Origin of the sequence: Pseudomonas sp. OV546 (genome assembly GCF_900116845.1) — a bacterium.
Classification (GTDB): domain Bacteria; phylum Pseudomonadota; class Gammaproteobacteria; order Pseudomonadales; family Pseudomonadaceae; genus Aquipseudomonas; species Aquipseudomonas petroselini.
Genome location: NZ_FPCE01000005.1, coordinates 207488 through 225199, shown reverse-complemented (window position 1 = coordinate 225199; position 17712 = coordinate 207488). Strand labels below are relative to the sequence as shown.

The 17712-nt window shown below is 60.6% G+C and carries 13 protein-coding genes; 4 read left to right on the top strand and 9 right to left on the bottom strand.

Annotated features, from left to right (window positions below; translation table 11 throughout):
* The first annotated feature begins 7 nt into the window (after positions 1-7).
* The 3 genes from BM403_RS13730 to BM403_RS13720 are packed head-to-tail and all read left to right on the top strand — an operon-like array spanning position 8 to position 1636.
* Complete coding sequence (locus tag BM403_RS13730) at positions 8-688, top strand: class I SAM-dependent methyltransferase (protein WP_043205833.1); 681 nt, start codon at positions 8-10, stop codon at positions 686-688.
* A 4-nt stretch (positions 689-692) separates the two neighbouring features.
* Entirely contained in the window at positions 693-1412 is a 720-nt protein-coding gene (locus BM403_RS13725) for a lipopolysaccharide kinase InaA family protein (protein WP_015885674.1), read from the top strand.
* Entirely contained in the window at positions 1409-1636 is a 228-nt protein-coding gene (locus tag BM403_RS13720) for a hypothetical protein (protein ID WP_015885673.1), read from the top strand. The genes BM403_RS13725 and BM403_RS13720 overlap by 4 nt, the downstream gene beginning before the upstream one ends.
* A 60-nt stretch (positions 1637-1696) precedes the next feature.
* Here the strand turns inward: BM403_RS13720 and BM403_RS13715 are convergent, their stop codons facing one another.
* The 7 genes from BM403_RS13715 to BM403_RS13685 form a co-directional block, all read right to left on the bottom strand.
* On the bottom strand, positions 1697-4723 hold the full coding sequence (locus BM403_RS13715) for a multidrug efflux RND transporter permease subunit (protein WP_093543238.1): 3027 nt from the start codon (positions 4721-4723) through the stop codon (positions 1697-1699).
* A gap of 3 nt (positions 4724-4726) precedes the next feature.
* Complete coding sequence (locus BM403_RS13710; protein WP_046035263.1) at positions 4727-5857, bottom strand: efflux RND transporter periplasmic adaptor subunit; 1131 nt, start codon at positions 5855-5857, stop codon at positions 4727-4729.
* 168 nt (positions 5858-6025) lie between these two features.
* The gene (locus BM403_RS13705) at positions 6026-9085 is read right to left on the bottom strand and encodes a multidrug efflux RND transporter permease subunit (RefSeq protein WP_093543236.1); all 3060 of its coding nucleotides are present in this window, start codon (positions 9083-9085) and stop codon (positions 6026-6028) included.
* Positions 9082-10239: an efflux RND transporter periplasmic adaptor subunit gene (locus BM403_RS13700; RefSeq protein WP_093543234.1), complete on the bottom strand. Its 1158-nt coding sequence runs from the start codon at positions 10237-10239 to the stop codon at positions 9082-9084. The genes BM403_RS13705 and BM403_RS13700 overlap by 4 nt, the downstream gene beginning before the upstream one ends.
* 263 nt (positions 10240-10502) lie before the next feature.
* Entirely contained in the window at positions 10503-11600 is a 1098-nt protein-coding gene (locus BM403_RS13695) for a DUF1513 domain-containing protein (RefSeq protein ID WP_046035297.1), read from the bottom strand.
* A 2-nt stretch (positions 11601-11602) separates the two neighbouring features.
* Positions 11603-12667, bottom strand: a complete 1065-nt coding sequence (locus BM403_RS13690) for an imelysin family protein (protein ID WP_046035265.1) — start codon at positions 12665-12667, stop codon at positions 11603-11605.
* A 31-nt stretch (positions 12668-12698) separates the two neighbouring features.
* On the bottom strand, positions 12699-14126 hold the full coding sequence (locus BM403_RS13685) for a di-heme oxidoreductase family protein (RefSeq protein WP_093543232.1): 1428 nt from the start codon (positions 14124-14126) through the stop codon (positions 12699-12701).
* Between the two features lie 139 nt (positions 14127-14265).
* On the opposite strand from BM403_RS13685, the gene BM403_RS13680 reads away from it, so the two are divergent.
* Entirely contained in the window at positions 14266-14829 is a 564-nt protein-coding gene (locus tag BM403_RS13680; protein ID WP_093543230.1) for an NAD(P)H nitroreductase, read from the top strand.
* Positions 14830-14952: 123 nt separating this feature from the next.
* On the opposite strand, the gene BM403_RS13675 is transcribed toward BM403_RS13680, so the two are convergent.
* Together BM403_RS13675 and BM403_RS13670 are read right to left on the bottom strand one after the other, a co-directional pair.
* Positions 14953-17091, bottom strand: coding sequence for a methyl-accepting chemotaxis protein (locus tag BM403_RS13675; RefSeq protein ID WP_093543228.1), 2139 nt, complete (start codon positions 17089-17091; stop codon positions 14953-14955).
* A gap of 138 nt (positions 17092-17229) precedes the next feature.
* A complete protein-coding gene (locus BM403_RS13670; RefSeq protein WP_015885663.1) occupies positions 17230-17631 on the bottom strand; it encodes a YbaN family protein in 402 nt (133 codons plus the stop codon).
* Between the last annotated feature and the right edge of the window lie 81 nt (positions 17632-17712).

Below are 17712 nucleotides of genomic sequence, written 5' to 3'. Positions count from 1 at the left end.
ATCAGTGATGTCTACCCCGATCAAACTCGAATTTTCCGAAAAGTACGACGACGAGCACGCGCAGAATTATTTGCTCAAGCATCAGGACAATCTGGCTCGCCGGCTGTCCCACAAACGCGACGAGCAATTAGCGCGCGGTGCGCTGGCCATGGCCGGTGAGCCTGGGCTGGTGCTGGACCTGCCATGCGGGGCCGGGCGGTTCTGGCCGTTGCTGGCTGAAAAGCCCAACCGTGTGATTATCGGTGCCGACAATTCAGCGTCGATGTTGAAGGTCGCCACAATCGCCCAACCGGCGGACGTGGTGAAACGGGTACGCCCCTTGCAGACATCTGCCTTTGATATCGATTTGCCAGATAACTCGGTCGACAGCATCTTCTGCATGCGCTTGATGCACCATATTGGTGATCCGGCGCACAGGCTAGCGATACTGCGGGAATTTCAGCGTGTTACCCGCGACAGCGTCATCATTTCGCTGTGGGTGGATGGCAATTTCAAGGCCTGGAAACGCAAGCGCGCCGAAGTAAAACGTCGCAACAAGGGTGAGCAGGAAGGTTACCAAAACCGGTTTGTGTTACCGGCTGCTACTGTTGAAGCAGAATTTGAGGAAGCGGGTTTCCGTGTCCAGGAGTCCCTGGACTTCATACCGCTCTACGCCATGTGGCGAGTCTATGTATTGCGCAAGAGGTAACAGGATGGCAGTTGAGTGCGTAGCGGGCAGTCACGTAGCTCCCGAAGAGCGATTCGATTATTTCTGGCGCCAGCAGGGCGAGTGGGTCGAGGAGCCTAACCGTCGGCGTGGCGGTGAAAGTGGCGTGCAACGGGTCATGGGCCCCAATGGACGCTTGCTCTACAGCAAACGCCAGACTGGGCATATCTACCGCAGCTGGTTGCACCCGTTCGGCCGCCCCACGGTGTTGCGCGAGCGCGATGCCATCAAGGGCCTGCGCCTGTTGGATGTGCGAGTGCCGGAGATGGTGTTTTGCGAGGCGCGCCGCGACCCCGAGCACCAATGGAAGGCGTTGTTGGTCACCGCCTCTCTCGACGGTTTCGACGAAATCGAAAACTGGTACGCCGCCGGTGGCCGCGAACAGTACGGCGAGTTGGTTCACGAGCGTCTGCTCAAGGAATTGGCCGGCACCCTGGCGCGTATGCACAAGGGCCGTTGGCAGCATGGCTGCCTGTACATCAAGCATATTTTCGTGCGGGTGACGGGCGAAGGTGACTCGGCCAACGTGGAAGTGGCGCTGCTGGATTTCGAGAAATGCCGCCAGCGTTTGACCGCTTATCGGGCGGCCTCCCATGACATGCTGCAATTGCGCCGCCATTCGTCGTGGAACGATACCGACTGGAAGAAACTCAGCTATTTTTATGAGACGGCGTTTGGCAGCGCTATCAAGGGTTTAACCAGATGAAGCTAGAAATAGCACGAGGTTTGTTCCTGGTCGGGGCGCTGGGCGTTGCAGCCTTGGCGCTGGCGGCGTGGGAACAGCCCCGCACACAGGTGCTCAGTGCGACGCAGGGTGGCGGGCAATGCCTGTTGCCGCGCGTCGCCAAGACCAGTGTGGCGGTCAAGCCTGATCATGAGTTGTTGCTGTTCATGTTTGGAATGTCTCAAGGGATGAGGCCGCAGAGTTGAAACGATTCAAACCCCCGAAAAAGGGCCTTGCGATGCGAGGCCCTTTTTTTTGCCTGCAGGTCAGGCCTCATCCGGTTTGGCCAGCAAGGTATACACGCAAGGCAGCACAAACAATGTAAACAGCGTGCCGATCGACATCCCTGTCGCAATCACCATACCGATATCAAACCGGCTGACCGCGCCCGCACCCGTGGCGAAAATCAGCGGCACCATGCCGAACACCATCGCCGCGGTGGTCATCAACACCGGTCGCAGGCGAATCGCTGCGGCTTCTTCCACCGCCTGGCGTGGCGTCAGGCCCTTGTCTTTGCGCAATTGGTTGGCGAACTCCACGATCAGGATCCCGTGCTTGCTGATCAAACCGATCAGCGTCACCAAACCGACCTGGGTGTAGATGTTCATGCTTGACCAACCCAGGAACAGCGGAATCAGCGCCCCGCAGATCGACAACGGTACCGTCACCAGAATCACCAACGGGTCACGGAAACTCTCGAACTGCGCCGCCAGCACCAGGAAGATAATCGCCAGGGCCAGGCCAAAGGTGACCCACAGCGCCGTGCCTTCCTGGATAAATTGCCGGGACGCGCCGCTGTAGTCGAACGCATAGCCGGGCGGGGTTTCTTCAAGGGCGATCTGGCGCACGGTGTCGATGGCCTCGCCCATGCTGACGATGGGAAACCCCGAAATCAGCGCCGAGTTGAGTTGCTGGAACTGGTTCAGCTGCCGGGGGCGGGCGCGGTCCGTCACCGTGATCAGGGTCGAGAGTGGCAACAACTCGCCCTGGGCGTTTTTCACGTAGTAGTTGTTCAGCCAGTCGGGGTTGTCGCGGTAGGCACGCTCGACCTGGGCAATCACTTTGTAGCTGCGTCCATCCAGGGTGAACCGGTTGATTTCCGCCTCCGCGAGCAACGTCGCCAGGGTGCCGCCGAGGTCCTGCATCGACACGCCCATCTGCGCCGCCTTGGCACGGTCGATATCCACCACCACTTCGGGTTTGTCGAATGCCAGGTCGATATCGACAAAGGCAAACTTGCCCGACGCCATCGCGCGCTTTTTCACTCGGTTGGCCACATCGAGCAACGACTCATAGTCGTTGGCCGTGTTGATCACAAAGCCGAACGGCAAGCCTTCGCCCGTGCCCGGCAAAGAGGGCAGGTTGAAGCCGAACACTTGCAGGCCGGGAATCTGCTCGAGGCGCTTTTGTACCTCGGGCAGGATTTGCATCTGGGTGCGGTCGCGCTCGTTCCACGGCTTGAGCAGAAAACCGCCGATGCCCGATTGCACACCGTTGAAGCCGTTGATCTGGAACGACGAGTAGTACTCCGGGAACTCCTTGAAGATTTTGATGAACTCGTCTGTGTAGGTGTTGAGGTAGTCCAGGTTAGTCGGCTGCGGCGCGCTGGCCATCATGAAGATGATGCCTTGGTCTTCGTCAGGCGCCAGTTGCGACTGGGTGAACTTGAGGAACACCGGGATCAGGCACAGCACGATCAACGCAAACACGATCACCACCGGCCGCGTGTTCAGGGTGCCGTGCAGCATGCTCTGGTAGCGGCGCTTGAGGCTGTCGAAGATCCGGTCGAGGCGGTGAGCCAGGCCCGAAGGGTTTTCATCGTGACGCAACAACAGCGCGCACATCATCGGCGACAGCGTCAGGGCGACGATGCCGGAAATGATCACTGCACCGGCGAGGGTGAGGGCGAATTCCTTGAACAGCGCACCCGTGAGCCCTTCGAGAAAGCCAATCGGCGCATACACCGCCGCCAGGGTGACGGTCATCGACACCACCGGCAGCGCGATTTCCCGTGCGCCTTCCAGCGCTGCATCCAGAGGCGTCTTGCCGTCTTCGATATGCCGGTGGATGTTTTCCACCACCACGATGGCATCGTCCACCACCAGGCCGATGGCCAGGACCATCGCCAGCAGGGTCAGCAGGTTGATCGAATAGCCCATCAACTGCATGAAAAACAGCACGCCGATCATCGACAGCGGGATCGTGATGACCGGGATCACCACCGACCGCAGGGCACCGAGGAACAGGAACACCACCACAATCACGATCAGTACCGCTTCAAACAGCGTCTTGACGACTTCGTTGATGGACGCCTGGATAAACAGCGTGGCGTCATAGGCAATTTCGGCCTTGAGGGTGGGCGGCAGCTGGGATTCCAGCTCCGGCATGATCTTGCGCACTTCCTTGATCACATCCAATGGGTTGGCGCTGGGCGTGGCCTTGATACCGATGTACACCGACGGCGTGCCGCCAAATGAGCTGATGGCGTTGTAGTTTTCCGCGCCCATTTCCACCCGGGCCACGTCCCGCAGCAGCACACGGCTGTCGCCGGCGGTTTTCACCGTGATCGCGCCAAATGCGTCGGCGGACTTGAGGTCGGTGTTGGCGTTGATACTGGTGACCACGAACTCGCCCTTCACCTCGCCGGCGGCGGACAGGAAGTTGTAGCGGCGCACGGCGTCGGTGATGTCGCTGGCGCTGAGGCCGAAACCGGCGAGTTTCACCGGGTCGAGCCAGATGCGCATGGCGAATACCTGGTTGCCGAGGATCTCCGCTTCGGCCATGCCGGGCAGGGTGGCGAGCTTGGGCTGGATCACCCGAGACAGGTAGTCGGTGATCTGCGGATTGCTCAGTTGCCCGCTGGAGAAGCTGATGTACATCAGCGCCGAGGCGTCGGCGGCTTCTTTGCTCAGCACCGGGTCCTCGGCATCCTGGGGCAGCTTGTTCTTGACCTCGTTGGCCTTGGCCAGCAATTCGGTAAACAGCCGGTCGCTGTTGGCGCCGATGCGCGCGTAGATCGAGATCACCGAGAAGTTCTGGCGACTCACCGAGGTCATGTAGTCGATGCCTTCGGCGCTGGCCAGGCTTTGTTGCAGGGGTTGGGTGATATAGCCCTGGATGGTCTCGGCGTTCGCACCGGGGTAGGCGGTGGTCACCGTGATCAGGGCGTTCTCCATGCTTGGATACTGGCGCAGCGGCAGCTTGCTGTAAGCCTGGAAACCCAGCAGCACAATCAGCAGGCTGACCACCATGGCCAGCACGGGCCGGCGAATAAAGACGTCGGTGAACTTCATGGCTCAGTGCCCTGCCGGCAGGTTTTTGTCCGGGCTGATGGCAATGGGCGTGCCGTTGTCCAGCTTCAGCTGGCCGGCGCTGACCACCTGCTCGCCGGCTTTCAGGCCCTTGCTCACCAGCACCAGGCCGCCGCGCCGCTCACCGGTCTCGACGAACCGCCGTTCGGCGATCAGCAGCGGCTTGCCATCGGCATCCTTTTCCACCTCGCCGCCCTCGGTTTTTTTCTCGGCCACGGCGTACACCGAGTTGCCGTAGAGGGTGTAGGTAATCGCGCCTTCCGGCACCACGATCTGCGCGGCGGGATTGGGCAGCAGCACGTCCAGGCTGGTGAACATGCCGGGCAGCAGCTTGCCCTCCGGGTTGGCCAGGGTGGCGCGCACCAGCACATTGCGCGTGCTGTTCTCGACCTTGGGGTTGATCGCACTGACGCTGCCGGGGAATGGTTCGCCCGGGTAAGCCGAGACGGCGACCTGAACGGCCTGCCCAAGGGCGACTTTGGGCACGGAGTGCTCGGGGATATAGAAGTCGACGTAGAGGCTGCTGATGTCCTGCAAGGTGGCGATCACCGTGCCGCTGGCCAGGTAGTCGCCTACGTCCACTTGGCGAATGCCGATGGTGCCGCTGAATGGCGCGACGATGTGTTTTTTCGCCAACGACGCCTTGAGCTGATTGACCGTGGCCTTGTTCTTTTGCAGTTGCGCGGAGAGGCGGTCGAACTCGCCTTTGGAGATGGCTTGGCTGCCGACCAGTTGGCTGCCGCGACCGTAGTCCAGCTGGGCCAGGCCGAGGTCGGCCTGGGCGGTTTCCAGCAGGGCGCTTTCCACTGCGCTGTCGAGTTGCACCAGCGGCTGCCCGGCCTTGACCTTCTGCCCGGACGCGAACTGCACGTCCTTGACTGTGCCGGCAACCTCCAGGCTCAGGTTGACCCCTTGCAAGGCTTTGAGCGTACCCACCGAGGGCAGGCGCAGTTGCCAGGGCTGCTCGGTCGCCGTGGCGACGGCCACACTCACGGGTGGCTTGGGTTTGGAGAAGACCTGGATTTGCTGATAGATAGAAAAGGCTTTATAGCCCGCCAGCAGCAGGACAATTAACAGGACAACACCCAACATGATCAGCAGGCGACGGCGCAGCATATTCCGGTTCCTTGGAAAAACTGGGGCAGACGAAGACAGGCACATCCGGAACATACTCCGAGTGTCGGAGGTATTCCAGCGGGTAAGTTTTACCGTCGGTGGCAGGCTGGAACTCACCGATTGTCAGTTGTAAAAGGTGAGAAAGGGCTGTCAGCCCTTTCCAGTGAATCAGTGCGGGGATGTGCTGCCAACTGTTCGAGCCGCAGGGTCGGCTTTGGTCAATGCCGCGTACACCGATGGCAGGACGAACAAGGTAAATAATGTCCCGATCGACATGCCGGTGGCGATCACCAGGCCAATATCAAATCGGCTGACGGCGCCTGCGCCGCTGGACAAAATCAGCGGGATCACCCCCAGCACGGTTGCCAGGGTGGTCATCAGAATAGGTCGCAGACGGATTGCTGCTGCCTCCTCGACGGCGGCACGCGGTGAAAGGCCCTGTTCCTTGCGCAGTTGGTTAGCAAATTCGACGATGAGGATACCGTGCTTACTGATCAGGCCTATTAACGTGACCAACCCGATTTGCGTATAGATGTTCAGGGTGGACCAGCCCAGGAACAGCGCGATCAACGCCCCGGCTATCGACAGTGGCACCGTCACCAGTATCACCAAGGAATCGCGCAGGCTTTCGAACTGTGCGGCCAATACCAGGCCGATGATCGCCAGCGCCAGGCCGAAGGTGCCCCACAGCGCGTTCCCCTCCTGAACAAACTGGCGGGTAGCATTGCTGTAATCGAAGGTGTAGCCCGGTGGCGCCTCCTCTTGGGCGATTGCTTGCAGGGTTTCGAGCGCATGACTCATGCCGACAATCGGAAACCCTGAAACGATGACTGAATTGAGCTGTTGGAACTGATTCAACTGCCGCGGTCGCACCTGTTGGCTGGATACTTTGATTAATGTCGAAAGGGGGAGCAATTGACCGTCGGCGTTTTTGACTGCGTAGTGGCTCAGCCATTGTGGATTGTCTCGGTAGGTGCGCTCGACCTGGGCAATCACCTTGTAGAGGTGGCCATCAATGCTGAATCGGTTGATTTCCGTTTCAGCCAGCAGGGTCGCCAGGGTCAGGCTCAGCTCTTCCATGGATACCCCCATTTGCGCGGCTTTGGTCCGGTCGATGTCGATCACCACTTCGGGGCGGTCGAACGCCAGGTCGATATCCACGTAGGCAAATTTTCCTGAGTCTATTGCACGTTGCTTGATGCGTTCGGCCACGCTCATCATCGACTCATAGTCTTGCTGGGAACTGAGCACGAAGCCGAAGGGCAGGCCCTCACCCCCTCCTGGCAGGGACGGCAGGTTAAACGCGAAGACCTGCAGGCCGGGGATACGGTCCAATTTTTCGCGCAGGGGGGCAAGTACCTGCATCTGTGTGCGGTCACGCTCTTTCCAGGGTTTGAGTAGAAACCCACCGACACCTGAATGAACACCGTCCAGGCCGTTGATCTGGAACGAAGCCTGGTATTCGGGCAGCGTCTTGAACGGCTCGATAAATGCTTGGGTATACGTATTCAGGTAGGCCAGGTTGGTCGGCTGCGGCGCACTGGAAAGGATGAATATCAGGCCCTTGTCCTCATCGGGCGCCAGTTCCGAAAGGGTGAACATGAGCATTACGGGAATCAGGCCGAGTATGACCAGGGCAAACACCAAGACCACCGACTGCGCTTTCATGATCTGATGCAGGCGTTGCTGATAGCTTTTTCTCAACGCATTAAAGAAGCGGTCCAGGATCAGGAACAGGCCCTTGGGCTGTTCCTCGGGGCGTAGCAACACCGCGCACATCATCGGTGACAGGGTCAGCGCGACGATACCGGAAATCACCACGGCACCGGCGAGCGTCAGGGCGAACTCCTTGAACAAGGCGCCCGTAAGGCCTTGCAGGAAACCGATAGGGGTATACACCGCAGCCAGTGTGATGGTCATGGACAGCACCGGCACACATATCTCTCTCGCACCCCGGATAGCCGCTTCAAGAGGGGATTTACCCCTTTCGATGTGCCGGTGAATGTTTTCCATCACCACGATGGCGTCATCGACGACCAGGCCGATCGCCAGAACCATGGCCAGCAGGGTCAGAACGTTGATGGAGTACCCCATCACTTGCATGAAAAACAGCGTGCCAATCAGTGACAGCGGAATAGTGACGACTGGAATTACCGCTGAGCGCAGCGAACCCAGGAACAAAAAAACCACCAACACCACGATCACGATGGCCTCCACCAGGCTAGACAGCACCTGGTCGATAGAGGCGTTGATGTACAGCGTCGAGTCGTAGGCGATGTCCACGTCCAGGCCAGGTGGGATCTGCGATTGCAGCTGCGGCAGCAATTCGCGAACGTGCTTGGCCAACTCCAAGGGGTTGGCGTCGGGGGCCGGTTTGATGCTGATGTAGAGTGCAGGGATGCCATTGAACGTACTGAAACTGTCGTAGTTCTGGGAACCCAATTCCACGCGTGCCACGTCACCCAGGCGCACCTGGCTGTCGCCCTTGGTTTTCAGGGGGATCGCATTAAACCCCTCTACCGAATGGAGTTCGGTGTTGGTCTGGATGCTGGTGACGACATATTCACCTGTCACATCACCTGCGGTGGGCTGCACGTTGTAGCGCTTGATCGCCTGCGTCACCTCACTGGCGCTCAAACCAAAACCAGCGAGTTTTATAGGGTCCAGCCACAGGCGCATGGCAAAGCTCTGGTTGCCGATGATCTGCGCTTCGGCCATGCCCGGCAGGGTCACCAGCCGAGGTTGAATCACACGACTCAGGTAGTCAGTGATCTGGGCGTTGTTCATGGTTTCGCTGGAAAAGCTCAGGTACATCAACGCGGTATTGTCAGCCGCGACCTTGCTCAGTATCGGGTCGTCAATCTCGCGCGGTAACTGGTTCCTGACTTCATTGGTCTTGGCCAGCAGCTCCGTGAACAAGCGGTCGCTGTCGGCGCCGACTCGCCCGTAGATCGAGATGATCGAGATGTTCTGGCGACTGGAAGACTTCATGTAATCGATGCCTTGCGCGCTGGCCAGGCTCTTCTGCAACGGTTGGGTGATGTAGCTTTGAACACTCTCGGCACTTGAGCCTGGAGAGACCGTGGTCACCGTGATCAGCGCACTTTCCATCTGTGGGAACTGGCGCAACGGCAATTTTCCGTACGCCTGCCAGCCCAGCAACACAATTAACAGACTCACCACCAGCGCAAGTACGGGGCGGCGAATGAACAGGTCGGTGATCGTCATTCTTCGTTTTCCCGATAGGTCGCCTGGGGCAGGTCGTCCGGTTGATTCCTGTCGATGCTGATATGCACCGGCGTACCGTGCACCAGCTTGTTCTGACCGGCAGTGACGACTTGTTCACCCTTGTGCAGGCCCTTGTCGACCACGACAAGGCCATCGCGTCGCTCGCTGCTTTGGATCAAGCGCCGCTCGGCGATCAGCACGGGCGTGCCGTCTTCCTGCAGCCCATGCTCCTGGGTGTCATCGGGGGGGGCCACAACGTACACGTATTGGCCGTAGGGGCTGAACGTGATCGCGCTTTCCGCAACCACCGTGTGCAATTGCGGGTCGGCCAGCTGTATCCGCAGGTCAGCGAACATGCCTGGCAGCACATTTTTGGGCGGGTCTGCCAGGGTCGCCCGCACCAATACATTTCGCGTGCTGTCATCAACGATCGGGTTGATGGCGCTGACGCTGGCGAGGCTGAAAACACCGGGGCGCGCGGAGACTTCAACCTGAACCGACTGGCCGATCGTGATCAATTGGGCGGCTTGCTCAGGGACATGGAAATCAACGTAAAGACTGCTGGTGTCCTGCAGGCTGGCGATCACCGTACCGCTTTGCAGGAAGTCACCCAGATCCACTTGGCGAATACCGATGATGCCGCTGAAAGGGGCGACGATAGATTTCTTTTTCAGTGCTTCGCTGCGTTGCGCAACGAGGGCATTGTGCCGCGTGAGCTCTGCATTCAGTCGATCGTACTCACCTCGGGAAATGGCGTTGATCGTCACCAGCTCCTTGCCGCGTTCGAAATTCTGCCGGGCCAAACGTTGGTCGGCCCGTGCCATGTCCAATTCGGCCTGTTCGGTCTGGTGCTCAAGTTGCAACAACGGTTGGCCCGCATCGACCCTTTGCCCTGACTCGAAGTGCAGCTGGGTGACCACGCCGGGGACTTCGATACTTAAATTGATACCTTGCAATGCCTTGAACGTGCCAGCCGCCGGCAACTGGCGCTGCCAGCGCTTTTCGAATGCGTTGGAGACCGCCACGCTCACGGGCGGCTTTGGCGCATGCAGGATCTGCAGCTGTTGGTAAACCCAAAACGCCTTGTAGCTGGCAAGCATCAGTACGACTAACAGGACGATACTGAGCATGGTAAGCATCCGACGGCCCGGCATAGCTGGTTCCTTATAGTGAGGCGAGTGAGGTGTTGCATGAAGGACGCGCAGGCAGGACCATCCGACGACACGCTGAGCGCCGAAGTTTTCACGAGAAAGGCGGGGGCAATAAGCAGTAAATTCGCGAGTTTCTGTAGGAATACAGATCTCTAAATGAAAGGTTTTTTCATATTTGCTGTAGGAAAAATGCGGAGTGTTGCTGAGGGAGGGGCATGCGCCAGGGCGTCAGCCCAGGCGCTAAGGCGCTGAAGAGAGTCCCGGCGTTAGATCAGATGCAGATGGTTATCCCAGAGCCCCGCCGGCAGCTCCAACGGTTTTGCAAGCAGTGGGTTCTGGCGGCAGTCGTAGAACCGGCAACGCCCTTGTCCCGACGTCACGACAAACCCATCGTCTACGGCACCGACACCGGCACAGTCGGGCAGCGGCCCATCAAGCCGCAGTTCGCCGCTGTCCATGTCCCAGATGAAGAAGCGGTTGCCACGCGGTGCGGTCAACGCCACCAAGCGCAGCTCGCTGTGCACTGCAACGCTGGCGGTGTAGTGCCCCATGGCCTGCAGCTGTTCATCGGCCACCGGGAATGCCACGAAGGGCTGCCCTGGACGCTTGATCGCCAACAACTCGGAGCGTTCCTGGGACGGCCCCATGAACTGCTGCCCGGTGAGAATGGTGCCGTCGCTGGCGATCCCCATATGGCGCACGCTGTTCATCTGCTGGCCGAGGGTTTCCTTGCTGATCAGCGTACCGTCACGCTGCATCAGCACCAAGCTCGGTTCCATGGCGTTGAGGTTCATCTCCACGCGGCTTTCGGCTTCGGTGCGAATGCCGCCGTTGGCCACCACCAGGGTTTCGCCGTCGGGCATCCACGACACCTGGTGCGGACCGATACCGTGGGTGGAGATTTCGCCAGTGTGCACCAGCCGTTCGCCTTCGAACGTGTACACGCCGAGCAGGCCGCGGCCAGGGTCGGACGTATCGTTTTCGGTGGCGTACAGCCAGTCGCCGCTCTTGTGAATGACCGCGTGGCCATAGAAGTGCCGGTTGGCCTTCGAGGTGATGGTTTGCAGCAACGCGCCATCCCGCAGGTCGATCAGGTAACTCTCGGTGCCCGGGCGACGGGCGACAAACAGCGCAATCGGCAACGTCGGGTGGTTGATGATGTCGTGGCAGCGCTGGCCGACCTGGGTGGCAAACACCGGCTTGCCGTCCAGGCGATAGCCCACGGCGTAGTGCTTGCCGTCCGCATCATCCCGCGCCGAGAGCAGCAGCGGGCCCTTGTCTTTACTTTTGAACAGCGTCCAGCCACCCAACGTGAGTGCGCTGAGCAGCACGCTGCCAACGGCCAAAGCCTGTCGCCTGAGCATCATCAGTCACCGTCGTTGGCATTGAAGCCCAGTTGGATGCCCAGCGCCTTGGCCAATTCGCCTTCGTGCAGGCGGTGGACGACGTTGAGGCTGTCATAGATATCGTTGAGCTGCTGGCGCCCGGCATCGTCGGCCAGCAGCTCGTTGAGGGTGCGCTGGTTGCTGTCGAACAGTTTCAGGGACGCGGCGTAGGCGGCGTCGATCTTGTCAGCCAACGGTTTCTGCTCGGACGGCAGCAGGCCGCGCAGGCCTTTGTTGTCGACGCCGACCCACACGGTCTGGGCCGCCGCGAGGCTGGCTTGCAGGCTTTGCAGGGACGACTGGCTACGCCACGCATCGGCCTGGAAAGGCTGCGGGATACCCTTGGTCTGGCGGCCCATCGGCGTGCCGAGCTTTTTCTTCAGGGTGTCCAGTGCGGTCACTTGGACGCGCAGCAGATCGGCAATGGCTTCGTGGGAATCGGCGTAGCGCTGGTTCGGGAACTTGGTCATCTGCGCGAGCATGCCGTCGGTGCTGTTCCAGCTGGCCAGGATCTCTTCGGCGAGCGCCTTCTGGCGATCACCGATGGCCATCAGCAGTGGGCAGTAACGGGCCTTTTGGGCGTCGTCGGCGATATCGGTCTTGGCGTCGTAGAGGATGTATTCGTAGGCCGACAGGCCTTGCACCACCACGCTGGACTTGGCCAGGGCGGCACCGTCGATCTGCGGCTGGCTGGCGACCAGTTGCTCGACCTGGCGACCGACCAGGTTTTTCTTGTCCGGCCAGAACTGCACCTGCCACGCACGGTTGCCTTCAGCCAGCGGGCCGATCAACAGCGGCTGCAGCTCGGCCCAGGCCTTTTGTGCGTGGAGGAAGTCGGCACGCGCGGTGTCCAGGCTCTCTTTACCCTGGCAGTAGGCCAGGGCGCTGACGGCCAGTTGGCGGTCGGCTTCAACCCAGCGGCTGTAGGTGGGCAGAATCACTTGCTTGGCGATGGCCGCCGAGGTCACGGCTTGCGGGTCTTGCGGCGAGCAGGCACCGAGGGCGAGGGCGGCAAGGCTGGTGAACAACAACTTGGGACGGAACATGTCGAGCTCCCTTCTGTAATTGGGGCAAAGCTTATAAAGAATTCAGGAACGCCAGCAACGCAGCGCGCTGCTCGGCATTAAAAGACAACACATGCTGCTGCGCCGCTTGTGCTTCGCCGCCGTGCCACAGCACGGCTTCCAGCAGGTTGCGAGCGCGGCCGTCATGCAGGAACTGGGTGTGGCCACTCACGGTTTGCGTCAAGCCGATACCCCACAACGGCGGCGTGCGCCAGTCGCGGCCGCCGGCCTTGAATTCGCTGCGGTTGTCGGCGAGGCCCGGTCCCATGTCGTGCAACAGCAGGTCGCTGTAGGGGCGGATCACTTGGTTGGCCAGCTCAGGTTCGGCGGCGTTGGCGGCCGTGGTGAACGCGGGCGTGTGGCAACCCTGGCAGCCAGCTTGATAGAACAGGTTTTTACCGGCCAGCACCTGTGGCGTGTTGACGCCTCGGCGCGTCGGTACGGCCAGGTTACGGGTGTAGAACAGCACCAGGCGCAGGATATTGTCGCTGACCTCCGGCTCGCCGTCGGGGCCATTGCCGTTAGGGGCTTGTTTGCAGGCGACTTGGGCATCGGTGCAGTCATCGAACGGTCTCAGGGAAGTCGTGAGGCCCATATCACCAGAGAACGCGTGAACATTTTGTTGATTGAGGTTGGGTTGCCCGGCTTTCCAGCCAAAACGCCCGAGCACGGTTTTTTGCTGGGCGTCGTCCCAGACCCAATTGGCGCGGCCGACGATGGCTTCCTTGTCGGCGGTCTTCGGGTCGGTGTTGCGCAGGATATCGGCATCGCTGATGGCTTCGAGCAGGCCCAGGCCGATCATCGGCGGGGCGATGCGGGCGGAGAAGCGTGTGTCCGGATGCATCGGGCCGTAGCCGAGTTGGGTGATTTGCAGGTCCGGCTTGCGTAACTCGACCACGGTGCCGTCCTTGAACGTCACGTTGACCGGTGTGTAGTCCATGCGCACCTTGCCTTCGGGCACTACGCCCGGCACCGCCATGTCCTGCAGTTGCCCGCCGTAGACCGGCTCGGGCACTACGCCGATCTGTTCGATGAGTTTGGCGTAGGGCGCAGCGTCCGGAATCGACAGGCGCACCAGCATCGACACCGCATTGGGTGCGTCGGGCAACGGCGGATGCCCACGGCCGTCCTTGATATGGCAGTTCTGGCAGGCGTTGGTGTTAAACAACGGGCCCAGGCCATCACGCGCCGTGGTGGTGGACGGGGCGATCACCCACGGGCTGCGAAAGAAGCTGTTGCCGACGCTGAAGTCCAGGCGCCGCGTGGGCGACAGGTTCGCCGAGGGCAAGGAAAACGCGTTCTGGTCGCGCTTGTTCACCGTCGCAGCGCCGCCCGCCCGTGATTCACCCGGCTCGGCCTTGGTAAACCTGGGCGCGTCATCGCAGGCAGTCAGGCTCAAGGCCAGCAACCCCGCGGACAGGCGAAAAAGCGAACGGAACATCGGGTTTCCTGAGTGAAGGCGCAAAATAGGGGCGCAAAGTCTAACAGGGCGGGGCGCAATGAATAAGAGCAATTATCGTTTGGTGGTATCCGATTCATTCCCGCTAGAATGACCGCACATTTTTTTCTGGAGGTGGCCAATGCAGGCTCTCGACGCTTTGCTCAACCGTGTTTCCGTGCCGCGCCTGCTGGAACCGGCACCGACCCAGGAGCAGCTCGACGTGCTGTTCGCCGCCGCCATGCGTGCACCCGACCACGGCCAGCTGCGCCCTTGGCGTTTCCTGACGGTTGAAGGGGCTGCCCGTGAGCAAATGGGCACGCTGCTGGCCGAGGCTGCGCGCCTGCAAGACGCGGACGCACCGCAAGCCGCCATCGACAAGGCCCAGAACGGCCCGCTGCGTGCGCCGCTGGTGGTGGTGGTGATTGCCCGTCTGCAGGAACACTTCAAGGTGCCCAAGTCCGAACAACGGCTGGCCGCCGCCTGCGCGGCGCACGGCATCCTGCTGGCCGCGTATGCCCAGGGCATTGGTGCGGTGTGGCGCACCGGCGAACTGTCCTACTCGGCCCACGTCGCCAAAGGCCTGGGGCTGACGGCGGATGAGGAAGTGATTGGCTTCCTCTATTTGGGTACGCCGCAGAACCCGCCGCGCACGGCGGCTAAGGAAGATGTGGCGGCGTTCGTCCAGGCCTGGCAGGGTCTTTAGCCGTTCGTGGACCCCATGTGGGAGGGGGCTTGCCCCCGATAGCGGTGTGTCAGCTACAGATAAGTAGACTGATACTCTGCCATCGGGAGCAAGCCCCCTCCCACATTGCTCCTTTGGTGTTATTTAAACCTTGAACTGATCCATGAGTTTCATCTGCTGGCTGGCCAAGGCATTGAGTTGGCTGCTGATGGCCGCCGACTCAGTCGCCTGCCCGGTCAGGGTTTCGGTCACGGTGCGGATCGCCGAGACATTGCGGTTGACCTCTTCGGCCACCGCGCTTTGTTGTTCGGCGGCGCTGGCGATCTGCAGGTTCATGTCGCTGATCACGGTGACAGCATCGCTGATCTTGCCCAGGGCCTGCACCGCTTGATGGATCTGCCCCGCATTGCTCTGGGCCTGGCTTTGGCTCGAATGCATGGTGGCCACCACGCCACGGGTGCCGCTCTGGATGCGTTCGATCACCAGGCGGATTTCCTCCACCGAATCCTGGGTGCGCTTGGCCAGGTTGCGCACTTCGTCGGCCACCACCGCAAACCCACGGCCACTTTCCCCGGCGCGTGCCGCTTCGATGGCGGCGTTGAGGGCCAGCAGGTTGGTCTGCTCGGCAATGCTGCGGATCACTTCCAGCACTGAGCCGATCTGCTCGCTGTTGACCGCCAGGGCTTCGACTTCCGTCACCGCCTTGCTGACTTCCTCGGCCAGGGTCGTGATATCCCGTGTGCTCTGTTCAATGATTTGCATGCCTTCGCGTGCCGATTGATCGGCACCGCGTGCCGCGTTGGCAGCATTCGAGGCGCTGTTGGCGACGTCGTGGGCGGTGGCGCTCATTTCATTGGACGCGGTGGCCACTTGGTCGATTTCGCGGAACTGCACCTGCATGCCTTCACTAGTCTGGCGCGCGATGGCGGAAGACTGGTCCGCCGTGCCCCGGGCTTCGGTGATGCTCTGCTTGATCTGGGCGATGGTCGGTTGCAGCTTATCGAGGAAGCGGTTGAACCAGTTCACCAGTTCGCCCAGTTCATCTTTCTTTGCATACGCCAGGCGTTGGGTGAGGTCGCCTTCGCCGCTGGCGATGTCCTTGAGCATGGCCGCCACGCTGTTGATCGGGCGGGTCACGCCGGTGGCGGTCAGCCAGATCAGCAGCAGGCCCAGCAGGCCGGCGGCAGCGGCCACCAGCAGTGCCTTGAGGGTGCCGGCCGCCTGGGCTTCATCGAGTACGCCTTGCAGTTTGACGTTATCGGCCAGCATCACGGCTTTTGGCAGCTTGATCACCACGCCCCAGGATTTGGCCTCGGCAATCGGCTTGACCGGGTACACGGCGCGAATGGTGCCGTCCTGTTCGCGGATCATGCGGTTGTCGCTCGCCAACAATTGCACGATTTCCTTGCCTTCGGTGCCGAGGGTGTCGATCAGGTTCTTGCCGACCTTCGCCGGCTCGCCGCTGTAGGCGGCAATCAAACCGCTGCTGGAGAGAATCTCCAGGTGTGCTGCGCCGTTGAACAGGTTCTTCTGTGCAGCGTCGGTGGTTGCTTGCAGGGCGGTGAGGGCGATGTCGACGCCCACCACGCCGATGACCTTACCGTCTACGATCAGCGGCAGGGAAATGGTGGTCATCAGCACGGGTTTGCCGGCCACGGTGTCCTCGTACGGGTCCAGCAGACAAATGCTACGGCTATCACGTGGGCAGGTGTACCAGATGTTGTAGGGCGTACCGCTGAGGTTGAGGCTGGTCTTGGTCAGGTCGTCCTCGACCATGATGGTGTTCAAGCCTTGACCGCCTGCACGGCTCCAATAGCTGGAGAAGCGGCCTTTCTCGTTGGAGACGCGGGCCTTGTCGTCGATGAATTCGTTGTCTTTGCCATCCAGGCCGTTGGGTTCGAATGACAGCCAGATACCCAGTACCTTGTTGTTGCGTTCGAAGGCGGTTTTCAGGCTCTGGTTGAGTGCTTCGCGCAGTGCGCCGGGCTCCAGCCCTCGCTGAGCTGCCAGGTTGCGCAGGTCTTTGACCTGATCGGCGAGGGCGGTCAAGGCCACCAGGCTGTCACCGAAGGTTTTCTGCAACTGCACCGCCTGTTCGGCCGCCCTGGCTTGCAGCAGTTGTTCGACGCTGGCAGTGAGCATGCGCGAGCTTGAGTCGCTGACCAACTGATCATTCTGGGTGGTGTTGTAGATATTGATGCTGACGACCAGCGCGATCACCCCCAACAGGCAAAGACCGGACAGCAACACAATTTTCAAGCGGATGGAGAGGGTGTTGAACATAGGTTCACTCACGAATGCACTCATGGGTATGCAAGCACCAGAGCCAAGTCCATTCAGCGCTATGTCTGAAACATCGGCGTCATAAATCAATACATGAGAGGCAGGCGATGAACGGCGCGTAAGCGCCTGTACGCGCCGTTATACGGGCTGTGCGAGCCGTTCGGGGCGTGACCAGATCCACAGGTTGCCCAGGCTCATCCCGGCAATCGCCAGGTAGATCGGCCAGCCGTGGTCGAGCATCACCAGCATCAGCGTGGCGCAGAGCAGCATGCTCACGGTGGCGCTGACCTTGGCCCGCCGGGCAATGATCTTGCCGTTGCGCCAGTTGGACAGGATCGGCCCGAACAGCCGATGGTTTTCCAGCCAGGCGCTGAGACGCGGCGAGCTTTTGGTGGCGGCCCAGGCGGCCAGCAGGATGAATTCGGTGGTGGGCAAACCCGGTATGACAATCGCCACCAACCCGATGCCCAGGCTGACGTAGGCCAGCAGGCCGAAGAGGATCCGGGCGATTTTCGAGGTGGATGGGGTTTTGCGGGTCATGGTTTATTTGTAACGTCGCGAAGTGAGCGCCAACTGTGGGAGGGGGCTTGCCCCCGATGGCAGTAGTTCAGTCACTGTAGA